24 protein-coding genes are annotated in these 23,163 nt (G+C 70.8%); 16 read left to right on the forward strand and 8 right to left on the reverse strand.

What is annotated here, in order from left to right; all coding sequences use genetic code 11:
• Positions 1-135 precede the first annotated feature (135 nt).
• Together CGL27_RS41835 and CGL27_RS41840 are read right to left on the reverse strand one after the other, a co-directional pair.
• Entirely contained in the window at positions 136-1,038 is a 903-nt protein-coding gene (locus tag CGL27_RS41835) for a universal stress protein (protein WP_119992697.1), read from the reverse strand.
• Positions 1,035-1,637 carry a CBS domain-containing protein gene (locus CGL27_RS41840; protein WP_119992698.1) on the reverse strand — a complete coding sequence of 201 codons (603 nt, stop codon included), beginning with the start codon at positions 1,635-1,637 and terminating at the stop codon, positions 1,035-1,037. Before CGL27_RS41840 ends, CGL27_RS41835 begins: the two co-directional genes overlap by 4 nt.
• A gap of 215 nt (positions 1,638-1,852) precedes the next feature.
• Here CGL27_RS41840 and CGL27_RS41845 point away from each other — a divergent pair, with 215 nt between their 5' ends.
• Positions 1,853-2,731 (forward strand): universal stress protein, encoded by an 879-nt coding sequence (locus tag CGL27_RS41845; protein WP_119994811.1) that lies wholly within the window; start codon positions 1,853-1,855, stop codon positions 2,729-2,731.
• Between the two features lie 106 nt (positions 2,732-2,837).
• Positions 2,838-5,273, forward strand: coding sequence for a phosphoketolase family protein (locus CGL27_RS41850; RefSeq protein WP_119992700.1), 2,436 nt, complete (start codon positions 2,838-2,840; stop codon positions 5,271-5,273).
• A 40-nt stretch (positions 5,274-5,313) separates the two neighbouring features.
• Here CGL27_RS41850 and CGL27_RS41855 read toward each other — a convergent pair whose 3' ends face one another.
• The gene (locus CGL27_RS41855) at positions 5,314-6,585 is read right to left on the reverse strand and encodes an FAD-binding protein (RefSeq protein WP_119992701.1); all 1,272 of its coding nucleotides are present in this window, start codon (positions 6,583-6,585) and stop codon (positions 5,314-5,316) included.
• A 211-nt stretch (positions 6,586-6,796) separates the two neighbouring features.
• Here CGL27_RS41855 and CGL27_RS41860 point away from each other — a divergent pair, with 211 nt between their 5' ends.
• The 14 genes from CGL27_RS41860 (at position 6,797) to CGL27_RS41925 (ending at position 17,046) form a co-directional block, all read left to right on the forward strand.
• Positions 6,797-7,651, forward strand: a complete 855-nt coding sequence (locus CGL27_RS41860) for an MIP/aquaporin family protein (protein ID WP_078639192.1) — start codon at positions 6,797-6,799, stop codon at positions 7,649-7,651.
• Positions 7,652-7,689: 38 nt separating this feature from the next.
• On the forward strand, positions 7,690-9,207 hold the full coding sequence (gene glpK, locus CGL27_RS41865) for a glycerol kinase GlpK (RefSeq protein WP_119992703.1): 1,518 nt from the start codon (positions 7,690-7,692) through the stop codon (positions 9,205-9,207).
• Between the two features lie 211 nt (positions 9,208-9,418).
• The gene (locus CGL27_RS41870) at positions 9,419-10,564 is read left to right on the forward strand and encodes a glutathione-independent formaldehyde dehydrogenase (protein WP_119994812.1); all 1,146 of its coding nucleotides are present in this window, start codon (positions 9,419-9,421) and stop codon (positions 10,562-10,564) included.
• Positions 10,565-10,651: 87 nt separating this feature from the next.
• Complete coding sequence (locus tag CGL27_RS41875) at positions 10,652-11,149, forward strand: hypothetical protein (protein ID WP_119992705.1); 498 nt, start codon at positions 10,652-10,654, stop codon at positions 11,147-11,149.
• Between the two features lie 5 nt (positions 11,150-11,154).
• Complete coding sequence (locus tag CGL27_RS53295) at positions 11,155-12,174, forward strand: SRPBCC family protein (protein ID WP_119992706.1); 1,020 nt, start codon at positions 11,155-11,157, stop codon at positions 12,172-12,174.
• Positions 12,175-12,204: 30 nt separating this feature from the next.
• Positions 12,205-12,657 carry a gas vesicle protein GvpJ gene (gene gvpJ, locus CGL27_RS41885; RefSeq protein WP_078647129.1) on the forward strand — a complete coding sequence of 151 codons (453 nt, stop codon included), beginning with the start codon at positions 12,205-12,207 and terminating at the stop codon, positions 12,655-12,657.
• On the forward strand, positions 12,657-13,442 hold the full coding sequence (locus CGL27_RS41890; protein WP_119992708.1) for a GvpL/GvpF family gas vesicle protein: 786 nt from the start codon (positions 12,657-12,659) through the stop codon (positions 13,440-13,442). The genes gvpJ and CGL27_RS41890 overlap by 1 nt, the downstream gene beginning before the upstream one ends.
• 2 nt (positions 13,443-13,444) lie before the next feature.
• Positions 13,445-13,696 carry a gas vesicle protein GvpG gene (locus tag CGL27_RS41895; protein WP_059146109.1) on the forward strand — a complete coding sequence of 84 codons (252 nt, stop codon included), beginning with the start codon at positions 13,445-13,447 and terminating at the stop codon, positions 13,694-13,696.
• A gap of 3 nt (positions 13,697-13,699) precedes the next feature.
• Positions 13,700-14,146 carry a gas vesicle protein GvpO gene (gene gvpO, locus CGL27_RS41900; protein WP_119992710.1) on the forward strand — a complete coding sequence of 149 codons (447 nt, stop codon included), beginning with the start codon at positions 13,700-13,702 and terminating at the stop codon, positions 14,144-14,146.
• Positions 14,143-14,523 carry a gas vesicle protein gene (locus CGL27_RS41905; protein WP_119992712.1) on the forward strand — a complete coding sequence of 127 codons (381 nt, stop codon included), beginning with the start codon at positions 14,143-14,145 and terminating at the stop codon, positions 14,521-14,523. The genes gvpO and CGL27_RS41905 overlap by 4 nt, the downstream gene beginning before the upstream one ends.
• Complete coding sequence (locus tag CGL27_RS41910) at positions 14,520-15,347, forward strand: GvpL/GvpF family gas vesicle protein (protein WP_119992714.1); 828 nt, start codon at positions 14,520-14,522, stop codon at positions 15,345-15,347. Before CGL27_RS41905 ends, CGL27_RS41910 begins: the two co-directional genes overlap by 4 nt.
• Positions 15,344-15,556: a gas vesicle protein gene (locus tag CGL27_RS41915; RefSeq protein WP_014056820.1), complete on the forward strand. Its 213-nt coding sequence runs from the start codon at positions 15,344-15,346 to the stop codon at positions 15,554-15,556. Before CGL27_RS41910 ends, CGL27_RS41915 begins: the two co-directional genes overlap by 4 nt.
• The gene (locus CGL27_RS41920; protein WP_078639184.1) at positions 15,546-15,845 is read left to right on the forward strand and encodes a gas vesicle protein K; all 300 of its coding nucleotides are present in this window, start codon (positions 15,546-15,548) and stop codon (positions 15,843-15,845) included. Before CGL27_RS41915 ends, CGL27_RS41920 begins: the two co-directional genes overlap by 11 nt.
• Positions 15,846-15,954: 109 nt before the next feature.
• A complete protein-coding gene (locus CGL27_RS41925; RefSeq protein ID WP_078639183.1) occupies positions 15,955-17,046 on the forward strand; it encodes a helix-turn-helix domain-containing protein in 1,092 nt (363 codons plus the stop codon).
• Positions 17,047-17,067: 21 nt separating this feature from the next.
• Here CGL27_RS41925 and CGL27_RS41930 read toward each other — a convergent pair whose 3' ends face one another.
• The 5 genes from CGL27_RS41930 to CGL27_RS41950 form a co-directional block, all read right to left on the reverse strand.
• Positions 17,068-18,969, reverse strand: coding sequence for a CocE/NonD family hydrolase (locus CGL27_RS41930; RefSeq protein ID WP_205587838.1), 1,902 nt, complete (start codon positions 18,967-18,969; stop codon positions 17,068-17,070).
• An 8-nt stretch (positions 18,970-18,977) separates the two neighbouring features.
• Positions 18,978-19,922 carry a transporter substrate-binding domain-containing protein gene (locus CGL27_RS41935; RefSeq protein ID WP_119992716.1) on the reverse strand — a complete coding sequence of 315 codons (945 nt, stop codon included), beginning with the start codon at positions 19,920-19,922 and terminating at the stop codon, positions 18,978-18,980.
• Between the two features lie 53 nt (positions 19,923-19,975).
• Positions 19,976-21,229 carry a membrane dipeptidase gene (locus CGL27_RS41940; protein ID WP_078639181.1) on the reverse strand — a complete coding sequence of 418 codons (1,254 nt, stop codon included), beginning with the start codon at positions 21,227-21,229 and terminating at the stop codon, positions 19,976-19,978.
• A 91-nt stretch (positions 21,230-21,320) separates the two neighbouring features.
• Positions 21,321-22,109, reverse strand: a complete 789-nt coding sequence (locus CGL27_RS41945; RefSeq protein ID WP_078639180.1) for an amino acid ABC transporter ATP-binding protein — start codon at positions 22,107-22,109, stop codon at positions 21,321-21,323.
• The gene (locus CGL27_RS41950) at positions 22,106-23,014 is read right to left on the reverse strand and encodes an amino acid ABC transporter permease (RefSeq protein ID WP_119992718.1); all 909 of its coding nucleotides are present in this window, start codon (positions 23,012-23,014) and stop codon (positions 22,106-22,108) included. The genes CGL27_RS41945 and CGL27_RS41950 overlap by 4 nt, the downstream gene beginning before the upstream one ends.
• Positions 23,015-23,163: the final 149 nt, after the last annotated feature.

Genomic DNA, 23,163 nt, shown 5'->3' on the forward strand with positions numbered 1-23,163 from the left:
TCGATCACCCCGCCCCGCCCCCGGGGCCGTCGCCCGGCGCGCCACCCCCGCGCACCCGCTCGGCCTCGTCACCCGGCTGGGGAGCCTTCGGCTGGGGAGCCCCCAGGGCCCCCACTCCGTCCCGGCGCCCCAGAGCTACTCCACCGGCACCAGCACCACCGGGCAGTGCGCATGGTGGAGTGCCGCGTGGGTGACCGGGCCGAGTTGCATGCCGAGGCGGGGGGTGCGCCGGTGGATGGCGAGTATCAGGACGTCGGCCGCTCGTGACGCCTCCACCAGGGCATGGGCGGGGGCCGTGTGGGTGGTGTGCTCGCGTACCCGGATCTGCCCGAACTCCTCGCGCAGACCGGCCACCATGCCGTAGGCCACCGTCTGCTCCCGCTCGGCGCGCAGCGCCACCACCTCGCGTGCGGGCAGGGCGTGATCGCCCGCGAAGACCCGGGGCCGCGGCCAGGCGTAGAGCACCCGCAGTCGGGCGCGGCGTCGCTTCGCGTCCTCGAAGGCGAACCGGGCCGCCGCCGCGTCCGCGCCGCTCTCCACCCCGACCAGCACCTTGCCGTGGCTCTCGGGCCCGTATGTCGTCGTCGGCTCGCCCCGTACCACCAGCAGCGGGCGCCGGGTGTGGGCGGCCAGCCGGAGCCCGACCGAGCCGAGCAGCAGTCCGGTGAAACCGCCCAGCCCCCGGGTGCCGATGACGATCAGCGCGGCGTCCCCGCCGATCCGCAGCAGCTCGGGCACCGCGTCCTGCGCCGTCAGGGTGGGCACGATCCGCAGCTCGGGATCCTGCTCCTGGGCCCGCGACACGGCCAGCCGCAGCACGGTCCTGGCGATCTCCACCGCGGGCCGCCGGGGTTCGCTGTCCGGGTCGAAGGCGAGCGGGTCGGTCCGCGCCCACGGCCAGGCGTGCACGATCTCCAGCGTGGTGTGACGGCGCCGTGCCTCGGCGACCGCACCGTCCAGCGCGGCCCACGCGCTGTCCGAGCCGTCCAGGCCCACCACGACCCGGCCGTCCCGTACCGGCTTGGCCGGGTGGGTCATCGCCGCGCACCTCCCCGGCCGGTGGAGTCGTCGATCAGGTAGGTGAGCCGGTCGACCACGGCCACCACGCCGTCCACCTGTCCGGCCATCCGGACCGCGATGGGGATCTCGCTGTGCCGGTCCAGCCGGCCCTCCAGCCGTACGATCCCGTCGGTCACGGTGACCGCGACGGACTGCGGGCCGAGCCACAGCGAGCGGACCAGCACCTCGTCGATCACCTCGGCACGGATCTCGTCGTCCGGGCGGAGGAAGACCCGCAGCAGATCCCGGCGGGTGACGATGCCGATCAGCCGGTCCTCCTCGTCGACGACAGGGAGCCGCTCGACGCGATGGTGTTCCATCGCGCGGGCCGCGTCCACGATGCTGTCCTGGGGGCGCACGGTGACCGCGGGCCGCGACATCAGTTGCCCGGCCGTCGGGGCGGGTTCGCTGAGATCGGTCCCAGTGATCATGCCGACCACCTTGTCGTCGTCGTCCACCACGGGCAGCCCGTTGAAGCGGTGCCGCGAGAGCAGCGCACCGACCTCGTCGAACGAGGTCATGGAGCTCACCCGGACGACGTCGTCGGTCATCACGTTGCCGATCTTGCGGTGCTTCATCGGTGCCTCCCCGGTCCGGTCCCAGCTTCGGACGGCGACCCGCCCGCCCTCTTGGGCTGCCCGGGGTCCGATGCGGACCGTTCGGCCCGCATGGACGCCCTGGGCCGAACGACCCCCGGTGGGGCCGAAGCGCCCCTCGCGCCGGATCCCGCACGGCAGCGAGGGTGAAAAGGCGTCGGCACAGTGCGGCCGCCGCGTGGAAGGTGGTGGAAACGGTGGACCTCCCCCTCGTCGTGGGCGTCGACGGCTCGCACCACAGCCTTCAGGCGGTGGACTGGGCGGTGGACGCGGCGGCCCGGTACGGGGTGCCGCTGCGGCTGATCCATGCTTCGCTGTGGGAGCGGTACGAGGGCATCGCCCCCGCCGCCGACCCGGCGCGCCCCTGGGAGCTGATCAGGGACGAGGAAATCGCCGCCTCCGCCGCGGAGCGCGCCCGCCGACGCGGCCCCAAGGTGAAGGTCTGCGCCGAGGTCCTGCCGGAGGACCCGGTCGCCGCGCTGCTGCGCGCCGGCCGGGACGCCTCGGGCCTGGTCACCGGCTCCCGCGGGCGCGGCGAACTCGCCGCGCTGCTCCTCGGCTCGGTGAGCCTCGCGGTCGCCGCCCGCGCCTCGTGCCCGGTGACCGTCGTACGCGGCGGCGAGCCCAACCGGCGCGGCGCCTTCGGCCGGATCGTGCTCGGCGTGGGCGAGACGGTCGGCCCCTCGGCCGCGACCCGGTTCGCCTTCCGCGAGGCCGAGGTGAGCGGCCGCACGCTGGAGGCCGTACGCGCCTGGCGCGCTCCGGCCGGTGAGGTGACGGATGATCTGCTGCTGGAGGGGGACCCGGTACGTGCCCACTGGGCACGGGCGGAGCGGACGCTGGATCACGCCCTGCGGACCCCCGGACGGGACCACCCCGAGGTCACCGTCCACCGCGAGACGGTCGAGGGAACGGCCCGCAAGGCGCTCCTCCACGCGGCGGCCACCGCCGATCTGCTGGTCCTCGGCGCCCGCCGCGGCCACGGTCACGCTGTGGGACTGGAGCTCGGCCGCATCGCCCACGCGGCACTGCACCACGCGCCCTGCCCGGTGGTGATCGTGCCGGAGCGGGTCTGAACGGCCGACCGGTGGCGCGCCCGGCGGGCAGGCGACGCGACCGTCAGGCAAAGCAAACCGGACACCACGAGGGCACATCACCGGACACCACGAGGGAGAGAGGGCCATGCCAGACGTACCGACCACGACGGGCTCGCCGGACAGCTCGACGGGCTCACCGGACAGCTCGACCGGCTCACCGGACAGCGGGCTCGGCGACGACCGGATCCGCACCCTGGACGCCCACTGGCGCGCCGCCAACTACCTCGCGGCGGGCCAGATCTATCTGCTGGCCAACCCCCTGCTGACCGAGCCGCTGCGCCCGGACCACATCAAGCCCCGGCTGCTGGGCCACTGGGGCACCTCACCCGGCCTCAACCTCGTCCACACCCACCTGAACCGCGTCATCAAGGACCGCGACCTGGACGCCATCTGCGTCTGGGGCCCCGGCCACGGCGGCGCCGCGGTGCTCGCCGGCTCCTGGCTGGACGGCAGCTACTCCGAGATCTATCCGGACGTCAGCCGGGACGCGGCGGGCATGGCCCGGCTCTTCCGGCAGTTCTCCTTCCCCGGCGGGGTGCCCAGCCATGTCGCCCCCGAGACCCCCGGCTCGATCCACGAGGGCGGTGAGCTCGGCTACTCCCTGGCCCACGCCTACGGGGCCGCACTGGACAACCCCGGACTGCTGGTCGCCTGCGTCATCGGCGACGGAGAGGCCGAGACCGGTCCGCTGGCCGGCTCCTGGCACGCGAACAAGTTCCTGGACCCCGTCCACGACGGCGCCGTACTGCCGATCCTCCACCTCAACGGGTACAAGATCGCCAATCCCACGGTGCTCGCCCGGCTGCCCCGGCCCGAACTCGACGAGCTGCTGCGGGGGTACGGCCATGAGCCGATCCACGTCGCCGGGGACGAACCGCTCGCCGTGCACCGGGCCATGGCGCACGCCCTGGACGAGGCTCTGGACCGGATCGCCCTGCTCCAGCACACCGCCCGCGAGGAGGGCATCACCGAGCGGCCGCGCTGGCCGGTGATCGTGCTCCGTACGCCCAAGGGCTGGACCGGGCCCGAGGTGGTCGACGGGCTCCCCGTGGAGGGCACCTGGCGCGCTCACCAGGTCCCCCTGCCGGGCGTCCGAGAGAACCCGGAGCATCTGCGGCAGCTGGAGCGCTGGCTGCGTTCGTACTGCCCCGAGGAGCTCTTCGACGCCGACGGGCGGCCCCGGCCGGCGCTTCTGGCCGAGGTCCCGGAGGGCGACCGCCGCCTGGGCGCCAATCCGCATGCCAACGGCGGGCTGCTGCTGCGCTCGCTGCCCCTGCCCGCCCTGGAGCGGTACGCGGTCCCCGTGGACAAGCCCGGTGCGACCCTGCACGAGCCGACCCGGGTCCTCGGCGGGCTGCTGGAGAAGGTCATGGAGGACACCGCCGCCCGCCGCGACTTCAGGGTGGTCGGCCCCGACGAGACCGCCTCCAACCGGCTGGAGGGCCTCTTCCGCGCCACCGGCAAGGCGTGGCAGGAGTCCGTCCTGCCCACCGATGAGCACCTCAGCCGGAGCGGCCGGGTCATGGAGATCCTCTCCGAGCACCTCTGCCAGGGCTGGCTGGAGGGCTATCTGCTGACCGGGCGGCACGGTCTCTTCTCCTGCTACGAGGCGTTCGTGCACATCATCGACTCCATGGTCAACCAGCACATCAAATGGCTGAAGGTGTCCCGCTCACTGCCGTGGCGGCGCCCCGTGGCCTCGCTCAACTATCTGCTGACCTCGCATGTGTGGCGCCAGGACCACAACGGCTTCTCGCACCAGGACCCCGGTTTCGTCGACCATGTGCTCAACAAGAGCCCGGAGGTCGTGCGCGTCTATCTGCCGCCGGACACCAACACCCTGCTCAGCGTGGCCGATCATGTCCTGCGCACCCGCGACTACGTCAATGTCGTCGTCGCGGGCAAACAGCCCTGCTTCGACTGGCTCGATCTCGACCAGGCGCGCGCCCACTGTGCCCGCGGCGCCGGAACCTGGGACTGGGCCGGTACCGAGAACGGCGCGGGGGAGCCGGACGTGGTGCTGGCCGGCGCGGGCGACGTGCCCACCCAGGAGGTCGTCGCGGCGGCCGGAATCCTCCGCCGCCATCTGCCCGATGTGGCCGTGCGCGTGGTCAACGTCGTCGACATGACCCGGCTGCTGCCGAAGGAGGAGCATCCGCACGGGATGCCGGACCACGAGTTCGACGCCCTGTTCACCCGCGACCGGCCGGTGATCTTCGCCTACCACGGATATCCGTGGCTGGTGCACCGGCTGTCCTACCGCCGGGCCGTCCACCCGCACCTCCATGTGCGCGGCTACAAGGAGATGGGCACCACGACCACACCGTTCGACATGGTGGTCCGCAACGATCTGGACCGCTTCCGGCTGGTGATGGACGTCATCGACCGGACCCCGGGGCTCGCGGGGCGCGCCGTGGCCGTACGGCAGCGGATGCAGGACGCCCGCACCCGCCACCACGCCTGGATCCGCGAGCACGGCACCGATATGCCCGAGGTCGCCGAATGGTCCTGGACCGGCTGAGGACCGGCCCCTGACGCCCCGCCCGGGCGGGGCGACGGGGTCACCCGGTGGGGAAGTAGCCGTCCAGATAGGCGTTGCGGAACTTCCCCGCCGGGTCGTACTCGGCCAGCAGCCGTGCGAAGTCGGCGGCCCGGTCGTACGAGGCGAGGACCCGCTCGGGAGCGGCCGTCGTCAGCTTGCCCCAGTGCGGCCGTGCCCCCAGCGGCAGCAGCGCCTCCTCCATCGCGGCCACCACCTCGATCACCGCCTCGTGGTCGGGGACCCAGGTGAAGTGGAAGGCGACGCTGTCCCGGCCGTACGCGGGGCTCAGCCACAGCTCGTCCGCCGCGACCGTACGGACCTCGGACACCTGCACCACGGGCGCGATCCGGTCGCCGAGACCGCGCAGCGCGGCGAACGCCGCCGAGGCGGCCTCGCGCGGCAGCAGCAGCTCCGACTGCAGCTCATCGCCGTTGCTGGGGGTGAAGTCCGGGCGGAAGTGCGGCAGCCGCTCATGCCACGGCCCCGGCGCGCCCAACTGCTCGGTGCAGTGCAGCGGCGGCATCGCGGGCACCGGGTGGTGGTGGCGGTCGGCCGGGACGGCCCCCAGCCACGGCTGCCCGGGCTCCGGGGGATCGGGCAGATCGGTGCGGCACTTCAGCCACACCACCCCCTCGCCCGAGTGCCAGTCGGTGAAGACGCTGACGCTGTAGGCGGCGCCGAAGATCTCCTCGAAGCTGTCGTCCAGCCGGTCCAGCGGAAGCCCGGTCCACACCCACTGGGCCACGTCGTAGGTGGGCTCGATGTCCAGCGTCATGGCGGTGACGACGCCCAGTGCGCCGAGCCCGACCACGGCCCCGTTCAGCCGGTCCCGGTCCGCGTCCCGGTCCATCCGGGTCACCTCGCCGTCGGGGCCGACGATCTCCAGCCCCGCGACCGCCGCCGCCAGACACTGCTGGGCGCTCCCCGAGCCATGGGTGGCGGTGGCACAGGCCCCCGCGACCGTGATGTGCGGCAGCGAGGCGAGGTTGGCCAGCGCCAGGCCCTCCGCGTGCAGGGCCTGGGCCACATGGGCGTAGCGCATGCCCGCTGCGATGGTCGCGGTGCGCTTCCCGGGGTCGATCTCCACCCGGTGCGGCAGCCGGTCCAGGTTCACCAGATCGCCCTCGGTGTCGGCGATGCGGTTGAAGGAGTGGCCCGTGCCGAGCACCCGCACCCGGTCGGCGGAGCGGACGATCCGCCGCAGCTCGTCGACGGTGTCCGGGTGGTGCAGCCGGGCGGCGGAGAAGGTGATGTTCCCGGCCCAGTTCGTCGGGGCTTGGGTGGTCGGCATCCGTGTCGTCCTGTTTCCGCTGGAGGGCGATGGGTGATGGTGTCCTGACCTTGGTACAGGGCCGCACCCTGATCCGTACAGACCGGCTTTCGCCGTCCATGACCCGTCGATGATTCGCTTCCCAACCCGTCCATGACCGTCCATGACCGTCCGTGCCCCGGACGGCCCAGCAAGACGGGCCGCCGTTCCGCCGCGCGCCCAGGATGGGCGCATGACTGACCCGAAGGCTGCCCCGAAGGCGAACCATCCGAGGTCGGCACTGCTCGGCGAACTCTGCGCGGAGTTCGCGGGCACCATGGTGCTGATCCTCTTCGGCTGCGGCGTCGTGGCCCAGGTCGTGGCCGGCGGCGCCCTCACCAAGCCGCCGGGCGGTCTCGGCGACCACGACTCCATCTCCTGGGCCTGGGGCCTGGGCGTCACCCTCGGTGTGTATGTGGCGGCGCGGCTCAGCGGGGCCCATATCAACCCGGCGGTCACCGTCTCCCTGGCGGCCTTCAAGGGCTTCCCCTGGAGCAAGGTCCTGCCCTACGTGGGGGCCCAGACGCTCGGCGCGTTCGTCGGGGCCCTGCTGGTGCGCTGGAACTACACCGAGGTGCTGGGCCACGCCGACCCGGGGCATACCTTCAAGACCCAGTTCGTCTTCTCCACCCTCCCCGGCAACGGCGCCCTTCCGGTCAGCGAATGGGGCGCGCTGCGCGACCAGATCATCGGCACCGCGATCCTGGTGCTGCTCATCTTCGCCGTCACCGATCTGCTGAACTCGGCCCCCAAGGCCAATCTGGGGCCGCTCATCATCGGCCTGATCGTGGTCGCGATCGGCATGGCGTGGGGCGCCGACGCGGGGTACGCCATCAACCCGGCCCGTGACTTCGGCCCCCGGCTCGCCAGCTACCTCACCGGCTATCACAGCGCCTGGCGGGACCAGTACGGGGACATCTACTTCTGGGTGCCGATCGTGGGGCCGCTGGTCGGAGGGCTGATCGGCGCCGCCCTCTACAAGGTCCTGATCAGCCGCTACCTCCCGGTGGCCACACCGGAGGTGGGCCGCACCCCGACCCCCGAATAGCCGATCCGGGCCGGACCCCACCCACGAGAGGCGGCATCATGCCGGAATTCGTCGGTGCGGTGGACCAGGGAACCACCAGCACCCGCTTCATGATCTTCAACCACGACGGCGACGAGGTGGCCCGGTACCAGCTCGAGCACCGCCAGATCCTGCCGCGCGCGGGGTGGGTCGAGCACGATCCGGTGGAGATCTACGAGCGCACCAACTCCGTGATGCAGAACGCCTTCCGCGCGGGCGGGCTCTCGCCCGCCGACCTGGCCGCGATCGGCATCACCAATCAGCGCGAGACCACGGTGATCTGGGATCCGCGCAACGGCCGCCCGTACTACAACGCCATCGTCTGGCAGGACACCCGCACCGACACCATCGCCGCCGCCCTCGAACGGGACGGCCGTGGCGAGATCATCCGCCGCAAGGCGGGGCTGCCGCCCGCCACCTACTTCTCCGGCGGCAAGATCAAATGGATTCTGGAGAACGTCGAGGGCGTCCGCGAGGCCGCCGAGCGCGGCCACGCCCTCTTCGGCAACACCGACGCCTGGGTGCTGTGGAACCTCACCGGCGGCCCCGGCGCCGGCATCCACGCCACCGATGTCACCAACGCCAGCCGCACCATGCTGATGAACCTGGAGACGCTGGACTGGGACGACGAACTGCTGGAGATCTTCGGCATTCCGCGCGCGATGCTGCCGACGATCAACCCCTCCTCCCACCCCGAGGCGTTCGGCCAGGCCCGCACCTCCCGCCCGCTGCGCACCGCCACCCCCATCACCGGCGTCCTCGGCGACCAGCAGGCGGCCACGGTCGGCCAGGTCTGCTTCGCCCCCGGCGAGGCCAAGAACACCTATGGCACCGGTAACTTCCTGCTGCTCAACACCGGAGCGGAGCTGATCCGCTCGACCAGCGGGCTGCTCACGACCGTGGCGTACCAGTTCGGCGACAGCCCTCCCGTCTACGCACTGGAGGGCTCGATCGCCGTCACCGGCTCGGCCGTCCAGTGGCTGCGCGACCAGATGAAGATGATCGACGACGCCCCCGGGAGCGAGCGGCTCGCCCGCACCGTCGAGGACAACGGCGGGGTGTACTTCGTGCCCGCCTTCTCCGGGCTCTTCGCCCCGTACTGGCGCTCCGACGCCCGGGGCGCGATCGTCGGCCTCACCCGCTTCAACACCAATGGCCATATCGCCCGGGCCACCCTGGAGGCCATCTGCTACCAGAGCCGGGACGTGGTCGAGGCCATGGAGCGGGACGCCGACATCCACCTGGACGTCCTGCGGGTGGACGGCGGGGTCACCGACAACGAGCTGTGCATGCAGATCCAGGCCGATGTGCTGGGCGTACCGGTCAGCCGCCCCGTCATCGCCGAGACCACCGCCCTGGGCGCCGCCTACGCCGCGGGGCTGGCCACGGGTTTCTGGCGGGACACCGATGAGCTGCGCTCCCACTGGAGCGAGTCCAGGCGGTGGGAGCCCCAGTGGGACCAGAAGGCCAGGGAGGAGGGCTACGCGGGCTGGAAGAAGGCCGTCCAGCGCACTCTGGACTGGATCACGGTCGAGTAGCCCCAGGATCGCGGTCGACCAGGCCCATGGAGCACGGTCGAATACGCCCGGCAGGGCCCGGGGCCGGGTGGCCGCGCCGGGACCCGGTTGCGCCGGGCGTCCGACGGCGTTTCGCTGGAAGTACCCGGTGATGGCCGAGACACCTGGGACGGGGCCGCGTTGTTTCCGCCACCACCGCCGCTCGTCAGCATCCGACGCGGAGGTGATCCAGGTGAAAGCCGTCGTCTACGAGAAGCCCTATTCGGTGGCGGTGAGGGACGTCGACGATCCTCGGATCCAGCATCCGAACGATGTGATCGTGCGCGTCACCTCCAGCGCGATCTGCGGCTCCGATCTGCATATGTACGAGGGCCGTACGGCGGCCGAGCCCGGCATCGTCTTCGGGCACGAGAACCTCGGCGTCGTCGAGGAGACCGGCCCCGGCGTCGTCACGCTGTCCAAGGGCGACCGCGTCGTCATGCCGTTCAATGTGGCCTGCGGATTCTGCAAGAACTGCCTCGCGGGCGACACCGGCTTCTGTCTCACCGTCAACCCCGGTTTCGCGGGCGGTGCCTACGGCTATGTGGCGATGGGCCCCTACCCGGGCGGCCAGGCCGAGCGGCTGCGGGTGCCCTTCGCCGACTTCAACTGCCTGAAGCTGCCCGCGGGCGAGGAGTTCGAGACCGACTTCGTCCTGCTCGCCGACATCTTCCCGACCGGCTATCACGGCTGTGAGCTGGCCGAGGTCTCCCCGGGCGAGAGCGTGGCCGTCTACGGCGCGGGCCCGGTGGGGCTGATGTCCGCCTACTCCGCGCTGCTGCGCGGCGCCGCCAAGGTGTTCGTGGTCGACCGGGTGCCCGAGCGGCTGGCCAAGGCCGAGGAGATCGGCGCCATCCCCATCGACTTCAGCAAGGACGACGCGGTGCGGCAGATCCTGGACCGTACCGGCGGCGAGGGCACCGACAAGGGCATCGACGCCGTGGGCTACCAGGCCCAGGGGCGCGAGGCCGGTCATGAGGAGCCCGCGGTGGTGCTCAACTCGCTGGTCGACACGGTGCGGCCGACCGGACGGCTCGGCGTGCCGGGGCTGTACGTCCCCTCCGACCCGGGCGCCCCCGACGAGCACGCCAAACGCGGTCAGCTGCTGGTCTCCATCGGCCGGATGTTCGAGAAGGGCCAGCGTATGGGCACGGGCCAGTGCAATGTCAAGCGCTACAACCGCCAGCTGCGCGACCTGATCATCGCCGGTCGCGCCAGGCCCAGCTTCGTGGTCTCGCATGAACTCCCGCTGGCCCAGGCCCCGCAGGCGTACGAGAAGTTCGACAAGCGGGTGGAGGGCTACACCAAGGTGGTGCTGCATCCGGTGCTCGCGGCCTGACGGGTCACTTAATAGGGTGAAATGCACCATACTTGGTTATATGTACCCGAGCGGCTGTCTCGTTCAGCTCCGGGAGGAGGAGCGACCATGAAGAACTCCCGGGTGGCGCTGGCCTTCGTCAGTGGCTATCTCTTCGGGCGTGGCCACAGGGGGACCTTGGTCCTCGGCCTCGCCGGTCTCGCCGCGGGCAAGCGGCTCTCCGGTATCAGCCCACCGGGCGCCCAGGCGCTGAAGTCCTCCGAGCTCGGCAAGCTGGGCCAGGAGATCGGCAGCCGGCTGGTCTCCGTGGGTCGGGAGGCGGCCATGTCGGCGGCCAGTAGCCGCATCGACGCCCTGAGCGACCGGCTGGAGCACCGCGCCACGGCGCTGCGCACCGGTGGCGCGGGGGGCGGGGAGCCGGAGGCCGGGGAGCACGAGGAGCCGGACGAGCAGGAGGAGCCGGACAAGCAGGAGGAGCCGGACGAGCAGGAGGAGCGCGAACCACGCGAGCGCACCGGCAAGCAGCAGCGCAAGTCGGCCGACCGTCCGGCGCAGGCCAGGAAGCGGACCGGCTCCGAAGGGCCCGCGCGACGAAGCCAGAGGTGAGGGCCATGGCTGAGGAAACCCCCAAGGGACGGGCCGGTGGGCGCGGCGCGCTGCCCACCGAACGCCTGGTGAAGGAAGCACAGGGCCTGCTGGTGGCGCTGGGCGAAAAGGCTCTGGAATCGGTCACCCACCTGGGGGGCAACCCCGGGACGGGCGCGCTGAAGGGCGGACTGGACCAGGTCAAGGGCAAGGTCGTCGACACGGCCAAGGAGCAGATCAAGGAGAAGGTCAAGGACCAGGTCAAGGAAAAGGTCGTCGACAAGGCCAAGAGCTTCATCCCGGGCCTCGGCGGTGGCGGCGACGGTGGCGGCAAGGGCGGCAAGAAGCTCAAGGTCACCAACATCGTGGAGCAGATCGACGTGGGCGCGCCCCTCTCCCTCACCTACAACCTCTGGACGGAGTGGGAGAACTTCCCCTCGTACATGAAGAAGGTCGAGGACGTCCAGAACCAGGGCGAGGAGGAGAGTGAGAGTGAGGACGAGGACGGGCCCGGGACGGAATCCGAGTGGAAGGCCCAGGTCTTCTGGTCGCACCGCAAGTGGCAGGCAGAGGTCGTCGAGCAGGTGCCCGACAAGCGGATCATCTGGACGTCACGGGCCGACAAGGGCCATGTGGACGGCACGATCACCTTCCATGAGCTGGCCCCCGAGCTCACCCGGATCCTGTTCGTCCTGGAGTACTGGCCGCAGGGCTTCATGGAGCGCACCGGCAACCTCTGGCGCGCCCAGGGCCGCCGGGTGCGTCTGGAGTTGAAGCACTTCCGCCGTCATCTCATGCGCGAGGTGCTGCTCGACCCCGACGAGGTCGTGGGCTGGCGCGGTGTGGTGCACGACGGCGAGGTCGTGGAGGGGGACGAGCGAGAGGAGGGGGAAGGCGAGGAAGGCGAGGAGCGCGAGGAGTACGACGAGGAGGAAGAGCCCGAGGAGCCCGAGGAGCCCGAGGAGTACGAGGACGAGGAGCCCCGGGACGAGGACGAGGAGGAGTACGAGGACGAGGAGCCCGCGCGGCGCCGCACGCGCCGCTGAGGGATCCCGCCCCGGGAACGGGTGAGCGCGGTGACCGTAGCACGCCAGCAGCAGAGCCAGTATCTGGACCGGGCGAGTTCCAGCGCCCTGGTCGACGTGGTCGACCTCATTCTGGACAAGGGCCTGGTCATCGATGTGTATGTGCGGGTGTCCCTGGTGGGCATCGAGCTCCTGACCATCGACGCCCGGATCGTCGTCGCCAGCGTGGACACGTATCTGCGGTTCGCGGAGGCGACCAACCGACTCGACCTCGCCCGCAGCGGCACCGAGACCCATGGTCTGCCCGGCCTCATGGACGACCTCCGCGAGGGCGGCGGCAAGAAGAAGACCAAGGGCGCCCTGGAAGGCGTCAAGGAATCGGTCTCGGATCTGCTGCAGGACGATGACGACGATGACGACGAGGACCGGGAGCCCGAGCCCGAGGAGCGGGGCAGGCCCCGGCGCACGAGGGGTTCCACCAGTCACAGGGAGCGCGAGCGGTGATGGCCGAGGACGCACGTGCCTGCTATGTCTACGGGGTCGTCACGGACGACCGGACCGATGAGTCGGTCGAGGACCTGCCCGCCGTCGGGGATCCGGAGGCCCCGGTGACCCTGGTCCGCCACCGAGGCCAGGCCGCGGTGGTCAGCGAGGTGCCCGTCGGCAAGCCGCTGGGCACCCCCGAGGATCTGCGTACGCATGCCAAGGTGCTGGACAGCCTGGCCGAGCAGGGCCCACCGGTGCTGCCGTTCCGCTTCGGCACCGTGGTACGCGACACCGCCGCGGTGACCGACGAGCTGCTGGCCGAGGGGCATGACGACTTCGCCCGCGGCCTGGACCGGCTCCGCGGCCGCTCGCAGCTCACCGTGCGGGCCCGGTATGAGCAGGACGCGGTCTTGCGCGAGGTGGTGACCGAACAGCCGGAGGCCAGACGGCTCCGCGAGGAACTGCGGGGGCTGCCGGAGGAGGAGGGGTACGAGCAGCGGATCCAGCTCGGCCGACTCGTCCTGGACACCATCGACGCGAAGCGGAGCGTGGACGCGCTGGAGCTCGACCGGCGGCTGGGGCCGTATGCGCTGGGCTCGGTGTCGCAGGAGGCGGCGTCCGCCGAAGGGCTGGTCAACGCCTCGTTCCTGGTGGAGGACGCGAAGCGGCAGGCGTTCGAGGAGGCGGCCGAGGAGCTCGCCGAGCACTGGCACGGCCGGGTCCGGTTGCGGCTGCTCGGCCCGCTGGCGCCGTACGACTTCGTGGCCGACGCACTGCTCGAAGAAGAGGAAGGCGACGAGTAGCCATGGGACTGTTCACCGGCCTGGCCACGCTGCCGCTGGCCCCGGTGCGAGGTGTCGTCTGGGTCGCCGAGCGGCTCCATGACGAGGCCCATCGGCAGCTTTACGACCCCGAGGTGATCAAGCAGCGGCTGGAAGAGGTCGCGGAGGCCCGGGAGAGCGGAGAGCTCACCGAGGAGGAGGCGGCCCGCGAGGAGGACGAGCTGGTTCGCAGGCTGATGTCCCAGGGGCCGCCCGGCGGGGGCATGGAGGTATGAGCCGTGCCCCCCGAGGAACGGCCTCGCGAGGAGCGCCGCCGTGAGGATCGCCACGACGAGGATCGCCGCGACGAGGATCGCCACCGCGACGAACGCCACCACGAGGAGCGGCCGCGCACCCGGCCCCGTGAGGAAGGGGACCGGCACGAGCAGGGCCATGAGCGGGAGCGGCCCCGGCCCCGCCGTCCCGCCCTCGACGCCCGTGACGCCGCGCGGCGTGCGGCGCGCCATGTGGAGGGGCTCACCGGGCGGGCCGCGGAGGGCGTCACCTCGCTGGAGCGTGGGAAGGACGGCTGGGTCATCGGCATCGAGGTCGTCGAGACCCACCGGATACCGGACTCCACCGACATCCTCGCCGAGTACCAGGTCGAGCTGGACGATAGCGGCGAACTCGCCTCCTATCGCCGCACCGAGCGCTACTACCGGGGCAGGGGGGAGGACCGGACATGAACCAGAGTTCCGACTGGAACGCTCCGGTCCGGCGCACCGGCGGCGCACGTGAACCGGCCCGCCGCGGATCCGAGCCCTCCAGCCTGGCCGACATCCTGGAGCGGGTGCTCGACAAGGGCATCGTCATCGCCGGTGACATCCAGATCAATCTGCTGGACATCGAACTGCTGACGATCAAGATCCGGCTGCTGGTCGCCTCCGTGGACCGGGCCAAGGAGATGGGCATCGACTGGTGGGAGCACGACCCCACGCTCTCCTCCGGCGCCCGGGACGTCCTGGAGGAGAACGAGCGGCTGCGGCGGCGCGTCGGCGAGCTGGAGGACGGTCACGGCGCGCGCGAGGTGGACCGTGGCGCGGAGCGGGAGGACGAACGGTGACCGATTCCCTCGCCACCTGGCTGTACGCGGTGACGGCCGCCCCCGAGGGCGGCACCCCGCCGCAGGGGCTCACCGGTGTGGCGGACGAGCCGGTGCGCCTGGTGGAGAAGGCGGGGCTGGCCGCCGTCGTGGGCTCCGTACCCCTGGAGGAGTTCGACGAGGACGCGCTGCGCGGCCATCTGGAGGACCTGGAGTGGCTGGAGCGCACGGCCCGCGCCCATCACCGGGTGATCAACGGCGTGGCCCGCCAGGGCCAGGTCATCCCGCTGCGCTTCGCCACGCTCTACCACGACGACGACCGGGTCCGCGCGATGCTCCAGGAGCGCCGGGAGGACTTCGCGGCCACGCTGCGGCGGGTGGCGGGCCGCACCGAGTGGGGCGTCAAGGCGTATGTCGACCCCAGGTCCTTCCTGCCCGACCCGGACGAGCCCGCCGGCGGCGAGGACAGCCCCGGCACCGCCTATCTGCTGCGCCGGCGGGCCCAGCGGCAGGACCAGGAGACCGCGCATCTGCGGGCGACCGAGCGGGCGGAGGAGATCCACGCCTCCCTCGCCGCGCTGGCGGTGGCGACGGCCGCCCATCCACCGCAGGACACCGCGCTGGCCGCCTACGAGGGATGGATGGTGCTGAACAACTCCTATCTGGTACCCGACGGTCTCACCGAGGAGTTCACCGCCCTGGTGACCGCGCTGGGGGAGCGCTGCCTCGCCTTCACCCTGGAGGTCAGCGGCCCCTGGCCGCCGTACTCCTTCACCGCTCCACCGAAGCGGGAAGGACAGGAAGGACAGGAAGGAGAGGCCCGGCCCAAGGAGGCGCCGTCGTGACCCGTGCGATCGAGCGCAGGGAGGTGGCCCTGGTCGACCTGCTCGACCGGGTGCTCGCCGGAGGCGTGGTGATCGCGGGGGAGATCACCCTGACCATCGCCGACATCGACCTGGTGCGGATCTCCCTGCGCGCCCTGATCGCCTCCGTACGGGTGGAGAACGAGGAGGAGGAACGAGGAGGAAGGGAGGGGGTCCGCCATGACGGATGACCGCGCTCCCCGGCCCGGTCGGCGGATCGAAGTGGACGAGGAGTCGGTCCGCAAGAGCCTGGCCGGTCTGGTGCTCACCATCGTCGAACTGCTGCGGCAGCTCATGGAGCGGCAGGCGCTGCGCCGCGTCGAGCAGGGCGGCATCAGCGATGAGCAGATAGAGAAGCTCGGGCTGACGTTGATGGCCCTGGAGCGGAACATGGCCGAGCTGCGGGAGCATTTCGGGCTGACCGAGGACGACCTCAACCTGGATCTGGGCCCGCTGGGCCCCCTGCTGCCCCGCGACTGACCGGGCCCCGCCACCGGCCCCGGCCGCCCCAAGCCCCTGACCTGGGGGTCCGGCGCCGATTCGGGAGACTCCCCGGTCGGGCCCGTCACCCGCCGAGTAATGTGCGGGTGTGGGGATCACGCTCAACCTCCAGCGCGCACGACCGGCCGATGTGTACGTCGGCCGGTCGGCGCTGGCCGAGCTCATGTCGGTGCTGCACATCATGGCCGAGCCCGACCACCACCCCGAGGCCCAGCGCTGGACGCACCGGCTCGGGATGGCGATCTCCCCCTCCCTCGCCCATGAGATGAGCGCCCTGTCCCCGCTGTGGGCCCGGCTCCGCTGCCGGCTGCTGTTTCCGCTGGGACTTCCGCTGGACCAGCCCTTCGAGGACGAGCTGCGCCATCTGGAGAAGCTGCCGCTCGAGGAGTTCGTGGGCCTGTGCTCCCAGGGAGTGCTCGGCTTCCGCGAGGCCGTGCCCCCGGCCCGAAGCCTGCTCACCGACCCCGAGGCCGCCGAGCGCTATGTGGCCCAGTGCGAGCTGCGGTCCATCCGGCGCGGGGAGCTGGCCCACGATCTGGTGGCCTCGCCCGAGAGGCTGCGCGGCCGGCTCCTGTGCTTCCTCGACTCCTGCGCCGAGGCGTTCTTCGCCTCCGAGTGGCGCACGGTCCGCGACCGGCTGGAGTCGGCCGCCGCCCGGGTCCGCAGCGATATCCGGCGGCGGGGTCTGGCCGAGGTGCTGGCCGGGCTCAGCCCCACGGCGGTGGTCTCCCGGGGCGGGGAGCGGGTGCGCTACGACAAGCTGGCCGTCGCCGAGATCGAGATCGGCCCACGCCCGCTCTTCCTGCTCCCCTCCGTCCATGTCTGGCCGCATCTGACCGTCAAGGACGAGGAGTCCCACCCCGTGGTGCTCCAGTTCGCCGCCCGGGAGGACGGGACGGCCGATCAGCTCACCCAGGCGGAGCTGCGGGCCCGGATGTCCGCACTGGCGTCCCTGGGCCGGATGGAGGTGTGCCGCCATCTGCTGGGCGAGCCCATCACCACCTCCGAACTGGCCCAGCGGATGGGGCTCGCCGATACGCAGGTCTCCCGCACCCTGCGCCAGCTCAGGGACGCCGGGCTCATCGAGTCCGAGCGCGAGGGCAAGTACGTCTACCACCGGCTGGCCACCAGCACCCTGCTCCGGCTGGGGCAGGACGTGCTGGCGACCATCATGCGGTGACGGCCGCGCGTCCGCGATCCGTCAGCCCGGCTGGGTCCACAGCAGCACCGCCGAGGAGCGGTCCGCGTCCATGTGGACTCGGTTGGTCGCGACCACCTTGCGGCGGCTCACCGCCTCCGGCACCCCGGTATTGGAATTGACGTCGAACCGGGGGAAGTCGCTGGAGGAGATGTCCACCCGCAGCCGGTGCCCGGCCTCGAAGCGGTTGGCCGTGTCCGGCGCCGGGATCTCGATCTCGTACACCTCGCCCGGCTCCAGCGGCTCCGGGCGCTCGAACGACTCATGGAAGCGGCAGCGGAAGATGCCCTCGGTGAGGTTCATCGCGAAGCCGTGCGGATAGTCCTCGTTCGGCGGATACACATCGACCAGCTTCACCGTGAAGTCGGTGTCCGGCGCGGAGGAGGAGATGAACAGCCGCGCCGTGACCGGTCCGGCCACCACCAGCGGCTCCTCCAGCGGCGGGGTGGCGAGCGAGATCACATCGGGCCGGGAGTCCAGCGGCAGATACGGCGGCCGGACACCGTAGAACCGCTCGTCCGGCACCTGGTCGAAGGCGCCGCCCACCATCACCGGCTCCCCCGAGGTGACCTGGCCGCCCAGCGTCGGCACCGGGTCGTTCGGGTCGAAGTCGTACTCCACCCAGGCCCGTTCGGCCGTCGGCCGCTCCCGGCTCAGCTCGCCCGAGGTGTGGCAGTAGAACGCGGTCTCCCGGGTCCCGGCCGGGGGCCACTGGGTGTCGGTGTGCCACCGGCCGCCGTGCCGCATCCGCCCGGCCTCGTCGCGCCTGCCGTCCCCGCCGCCCATCAGGAAATACCGCACCCGCGGGATCGACTCCGGGTCGCCGCCCCCCAGCACCGCGTCGAACCAGCGCTGCCGGAAGGACAGATACGAAGTGTCCACATTGCCGCTGAACGTCGCGGCGGGCCCGAAGTCCACATCACCGGCGAAGGTGACACAGCGCAGCCCGTGCTTCCACGGCCCCATCACCAGATACGCCGGGGACCGCTTGAGACGGCCCATGGCGGTGAAGTTCTCGATGGTGGAGCGCACATACGGGTCGTACCAGCTCGACATGTGCAGGGTCGGCACATCCGGGAAGCGGTCGTAGTGGCCGCGCCCGTAGATGGCCGGCTGGCGCCAGTACGCCCCGAAGGCGTCATGCCGCCACTGGTCGAGCAGATAGCGCTCGTAACTCCCCACCTGACGCAGCGGGGAGACGCCGGTGCGCCACGGCAGCACGGTGAACCAGTCGCGCAGATCCGTCCCCGCGAACGCCTTGCGCACCAGCGGGTCCCGCTCCGCCTCCGGGCTCTCCTCACCGTGCCGGAAGGCCCAGGTGATCTGCTTGAGCTCGAAGGCGCCGCCCATCCGCATCCCGGCCTCGTAGGCGCTGGCGAAGCCGCCGGAGTCCATGAACATCGCGGACAGGCCGGTGGGGGACTCGGCCGCGGCAGCCGTCTGGGCGTGCGCCGAGTAGGACACCCCCATCATGGCCACCCGGCCGTCGCACCAGGGCTGGGCGGCGATCCAGTCGATGGTGTCCGCGCCGTCCGGCCCCTCGCCCAGATACTTCACGAAGGTGCCGTCCGAGTCCCCGCGGCCCCGGCAGTCCTGCCGCACCACGTGGTACCCCGCGCGGACGAAGAACGCCGAGGTCTCCTCCGGCGTCGGCACCGGCTCGTCGTGGCGGCTGCGGTCGGAGTCGCGTATGTCGCGGCGGCCGTAGGGGGTCCGCTCGAGGATGACCGGACGGGGCCCGGGCCGCTCCTCGGCGGTGAACAGATCGGCGGCCAGGACGATCCCGTCCCGCGTCGGAACGCGCAGGGTGCGTCGCCACACCCGCTCGTCCAGCAGCCGGGCGGGCTCCTCCCAGGCCGCCCGCTCTCTGTCCCCGCTCGTTTCGGCCCGACTGGTTCGTGCCATGGATGATCTCACTGGGTCTGGGATTGCTTGGAGCCGTTGACGGCGAGCTGGGACCGGGTGACCGTGGACAGCGGCAGCCCCCACTGGCCGAAGAGCTTGGCGTAGGTGCCCGATTCGTACATCTTCTGCAGCCCCTTGACGATCACGGAGGCGAGCCCGGTGCCCTTCTTGGCCTGGATGCCGTAGATGGCCGTCGCGGCGGGCAGGTCCATCATGTCCTTGAGCTCGAGCGTCGTGAAGCGGTCCTGCGCGTTCTGGCTGACCGAGGTGTTGGAGGCGCTGGGCGCGGCCACCGCGTCCACGCGCTTGCTCTGCAGCGCCAGCGAGGCGGCGGGCAGGTCGGTGTAGGGCTTCACGTCCACCGACGGCTTGCCCTTCGCGGCACAGCGCTTGTTCTGCGCGGCGAGCACGTTCTGCGTTCCGGCGCCCTTCTCGATGCCGACCTTGTGCCCGCAGACCTCGAGACCGTTCTTGGGGCGGAAGGAGCTGTCCTTGAGCACCATCAGCGTCACACTGCTCTGCGCGAAGTCGGCGAAGTCGACTTCCTTCTGACGCTCGATGAAGTCGCCGGAGGGGGCGCTGAGGTCGATCCGGCCGGACTTCAGCCCCGGGATCACCGCGTCGAAGTTGGTCCGCTCCACCTTGATCTTCACATCGAGCAACGAGGAGAGCTGCGCCGACAGTTCGGGGACCAGCCCGGTGATCTTCCCGTCGGACTCGAAGGTGACATACGGCGCGTATTCGCTGACACCCATGATCAGTGTCTTCTTGGTGTACTCCTCGGGCACCTCGGCCGCCAGCGCGCTGTCCTTGGGTTCCGGGGCGAGCGTGGCCGCCGGATGGCTCCTCTTGGCCTTGCCGTCGCCAGGGGTGTCGTCCACCGAACAGGCGGACAGGGTGAGCGTCAGGGAAGCCAGCAGGGCGCATGCGGCGACATGGGGACGGTTGCGCATGGGTGCTCCATTCCGGGAGGTGGGGGGTAGCGGATGCGGAAGAACGGGACCGGTCAGCGGCCCCAGACGGTCTCGGCGACGCGCCGTACGTTGCCCCCGGCCAGCTTGGCCACGTCCGCTTCGGAGTAGCCCCGCTCGAACAGCCACCGGATCATGTTGCCGACTGCCTCCGCGGGGTTCTCACAGCCGCGTACGTACGCGACCTCCTCGTGTGGCGGCAGTTCGGGGGCCTTGCCGTCGTGCGCGTCGTCCTTGCCGAAGAGCGGGGCGAACGTCCGGTGCCAGGCCGTGTGATCGCCGAAGTTGGTGTCCGGGCCGAAGGCCACATGGTCGATGCCGACCAGATCGACGCAGCGCTCGATGTGTTCCATCACCGAGTCCAGGCTGTGCCGGGGGTGCTGGGCGGTGATGGTCGTATGCGGCGCCGCCTCGACGCCGATGAACCCGCCGGACCCGGCGCAGGCCCGGATCACATCGTCCGGCTTCATCCGCGGGGTCGGCCACAGTGCCCGGGACCCGGCATGGGTGATCACCACGGGCGCGGCGGAACGGCGCACGGCGTCCAGGGCCGTCGCGTCCCCGCTGTGCGAGACGTCGACGATGATCCCGAGGTCGTTCATCCGGCGCAGCGCCCGGCGGCCGAGCAGGGTCAGACCGGTGTCACCGGTGTCGGCGAGCCCCGAACCCAGCTGATTGCTCTCGCTGTAGACCAGGCCGAGCAGGCGGACGCCCAGACCGTAGAGCAGATCGAGCCGGTCGATGTCATTGCCGATGGGGGAGGCGGACTCCAGGGTCAGCACCACCCCCACCTGATCGCCGGCCCGTGCCCGGTCGGCCTCCTCGAGCGTACGGACGGGCGTCACCAGCCGCTGATGGGCGAGGTCCGCCTGGCGCATGGCCAGATCGCTGACCGTGTCGTCCCAGTCCCAGGGGGCATGCGAGCGGATCATGCTCACCGCGGCCGGGCCGCCGTCGAAGAACAGGTCGACCCCCGAGTGGGCGATGCCCTCGTAGGGAATCGACTCCCGGCCCTGACGGCGGTAGTCGGCGAAGTCCCCCGGGTCCGCGGGGCGCAGCGAGAGATGGTCATGCGCGGAGATCACCGGATGGCGCTCCTCGAAGTCCCGCGCGCGGACCTCGACATCCTCGCTCCACTCCAGCGCGGACCCGGGGACCCGGCCGAGCGCGGGCGCCAGCTCGAAGGCGCGGAAGTCCTCCCCGGCCTCCAGATACTGGTACGAGCGGTAGGAGTCCCACAGCTCCAGGCGCCGGACGGTCTTGGCGGGCAGGGGAAGTTCGGTGCTCATGCTGTGCAGCTTTCATTCGCTTCTCCGCGCGCGCGGCGCAGCGGCGCGGGCACCGTAGCCGGGTGCGGCCCGGCAGCCGCGCGTGCGTCGCTCATGGGGAGACCTTCGACAGGAACGTACGGGTGCGGTCGTGTGAGGGGGTGCGCAGTAGCTGGTCAGGTGCACCTTCTTCGACGATCCGGCCGTCGTCCATGAAAACGATCCGGTCAGCGATATCGGCGGCGAAGCGCATCTCATGGGTGACGACGACCAGCGTCATGCCCTCGCGGGCCAGGTCCCTGATGACGCTGAGCACCTCCTGCACCATCTCGGGGTCGAGGGCGGAGGTCGGCTCGTCGAAGAGCATCACCTTGGGGCGCATCGCCAGGGCGCGGGCGATGGCCACCCGCTGCTGCTGGCCGCCGGAGAGCTTGTCCGGATAGCTGTCCAGCTTGTGGGCGAGCCCGACCCGGGTCATCAGCTCCACGGCCCGCTGGTCGGCTTGGGCCTTGGAGAGCCCGAGCACCCGGCGCGGGGCCTCCACGATGTTCTCGCGGGCGGTCAGGTGCGGGAACAGATTGAAGCTCTGGAACACCATGCCCATCGCCGAGCGCTGGGCGGCCAGCTCCCGGGGGCCCAGCTCATGCAGAGTACGGCCGCGTAGCTGGTAGCCGATGACGCTGCCGTCGACCACCACCACGCCCTGGTCCGGCACCTCGAGGTGATTGACGCAGCGCAGCAGCGTGCTCTTTCCGGATCCGGAGGGACCGATCAGACAGACCGTCTCACCTCGGCGGATATCCAGGGAGATGCCGTGCAACACCTCGGTGCCACGGAATGACTTACGGATCCCACGCAGGGAGACGACCGCCTGCGATTGCTTTTCCGATGCCACGGTCATACCGAGTGCTCGATCCTCTTCACTTTCCCGGCCTTGTCGGCCGAAATCAGGGTGTGTCGTCCCAGACGTCGCTCCAGGCGCTGCTGCAGAAGAGTGATGACGCCAGTGATGATCATGTACCAAATGGCGGCCACGATCAACAGCGGAACGGTCTGGAAGTTCTTGGCGTAAATCAGTTGGACCGAGTAGAGCAGGTCGGCCAGGGTGATCACGCTGACCAGAGAGGTGGCCTTGAGGAGAGATATCAGCTCATTTCCCATCGGTGGGACGATGACCCGCAGCGCCTGGGGGAGGGTGATGCGGAAGAAGACCTGAGTCGGCGTCAACCCCAGCGCGGATGCCGCCTGATGCTGTCCGTCGGGCACCGAGAGCAGCCCCGAACGGATCAACTCCGCGATGTACGCCGTCTCATGGAGGGTCAGGCCGATGATCGCGGCGGTCAGCGGGCCGATGACGTCGTTCGAGTCGAAGGTGACGAAACGCGGCCCCCAGGGAATGCCGAGGGACAGCGTCGGAAACAGGGCGGCGAGGTTGTACCAGAACAGTAGCTGCACCAGCATGGGAATGCTGCGGAAAACCCAGATAAACGCCGCCGCGACCGTGGACATGAGCCGGGAGTCGCCCATCCGCATAAGAGCGACCAGAGTGCCGGACACCAGAGAAATCGCCATGGTCGCCGCGGTCATTCCGATGCTGACCCCGATGCCCTTCAGCACCCGGATTTCAAAGAAGTATTTCGCGACGGTGTGCCACTCGAAACGAGGGTTGGTGAATATCGTGGTGACCGCCATCGCGGCCAGTACCAGCACGATCGCATTGGCCACCAGAAGTCCGGGACGCCGTCGCTTCGCGCGTTTGAGCACGGTTGGCTCGGGTAGTGCATCGACGTTCGGGGCCTGGGTCATGGTGTGCCTTCGGACAGTCGGGTCGCGGCAGAATTACCGCATCCTAAAACCGCACGTGGGGGCGTTCACCAACAGTTGACACAGAACGGTCAACCGTAAACGGGGGAATGTGCCCGTCCGCCCGGAGCGGCCGGGCGGGCGGACGGACG

The sequence above is a fragment of the Streptomyces sp. 11-1-2 genome, assembly GCF_003595545.1.
Lineage (GTDB): Bacteria > Actinomycetota > Actinomycetes > Streptomycetales > Streptomycetaceae > Streptomyces > Streptomyces hygroscopicus_B.

What these genes read in the sequence shown, in the direction of transcription:
- CGL27_RS41835 (WP_119992697.1), bottom strand. Translation starts at nt 1,038, where the DNA reads ATGACCCACCCGGCCAAGCCGGTACGGGACGGCCGGGTCGTGGTGGGC.
- CGL27_RS41840 (WP_119992698.1), bottom strand. Translation starts at nt 1,637, where the DNA reads ATGAAGCACCGCAAGATCGGCAACGTGATGACCGACGACGTCGTCCGG.
- CGL27_RS41850 (WP_119992700.1), top strand. Translation starts at nt 2,838, where the DNA reads ATGCCAGACGTACCGACCACGACGGGCTCGCCGGACAGCTCGACGGGC.
- CGL27_RS41855 (WP_119992701.1), bottom strand. Translation starts at nt 6,585, where the DNA reads ATGCCGACCACCCAAGCCCCGACGAACTGGGCCGGGAACATCACCTTC.
- CGL27_RS41860 (WP_078639192.1), top strand. Translation starts at nt 6,797, where the DNA reads ATGACTGACCCGAAGGCTGCCCCGAAGGCGAACCATCCGAGGTCGGCA.
- glpK (WP_119992703.1), top strand. Translation starts at nt 7,690, where the DNA reads ATGCCGGAATTCGTCGGTGCGGTGGACCAGGGAACCACCAGCACCCGC.
- CGL27_RS41875 (WP_119992705.1), top strand. Translation starts at nt 10,652, where the DNA reads ATGAAGAACTCCCGGGTGGCGCTGGCCTTCGTCAGTGGCTATCTCTTC.
- CGL27_RS53295 (WP_119992706.1), top strand. Translation starts at nt 11,155, where the DNA reads ATGGCTGAGGAAACCCCCAAGGGACGGGCCGGTGGGCGCGGCGCGCTG.
- CGL27_RS41890 (WP_119992708.1), top strand. Translation starts at nt 12,657, where the DNA reads ATGGCCGAGGACGCACGTGCCTGCTATGTCTACGGGGTCGTCACGGAC.
- CGL27_RS41895 (WP_059146109.1), top strand. Translation starts at nt 13,445, where the DNA reads ATGGGACTGTTCACCGGCCTGGCCACGCTGCCGCTGGCCCCGGTGCGA.
- CGL27_RS41905 (WP_119992712.1), top strand. Translation starts at nt 14,143, where the DNA reads ATGAACCAGAGTTCCGACTGGAACGCTCCGGTCCGGCGCACCGGCGGC.
- CGL27_RS41920 (WP_078639184.1), top strand. Translation starts at nt 15,546, where the DNA reads ATGACGGATGACCGCGCTCCCCGGCCCGGTCGGCGGATCGAAGTGGAC.
- CGL27_RS41930 (WP_205587838.1), bottom strand. Translation starts at nt 18,969, where the DNA reads ATGGCACGAACCAGTCGGGCCGAAACGAGCGGGGACAGAGAGCGGGCG.
- CGL27_RS41935 (WP_119992716.1), bottom strand. Translation starts at nt 19,922, where the DNA reads ATGCGCAACCGTCCCCATGTCGCCGCATGCGCCCTGCTGGCTTCCCTG.
- CGL27_RS41940 (WP_078639181.1), bottom strand. Translation starts at nt 21,229, where the DNA reads ATGAGCACCGAACTTCCCCTGCCCGCCAAGACCGTCCGGCGCCTGGAG.
- CGL27_RS41945 (WP_078639180.1), bottom strand. Translation starts at nt 22,109, where the DNA reads ATGACCGTGGCATCGGAAAAGCAATCGCAGGCGGTCGTCTCCCTGCGT.
- CGL27_RS41950 (WP_119992718.1), bottom strand. Translation starts at nt 23,014, where the DNA reads ATGACCCAGGCCCCGAACGTCGATGCACTACCCGAGCCAACCGTGCTC.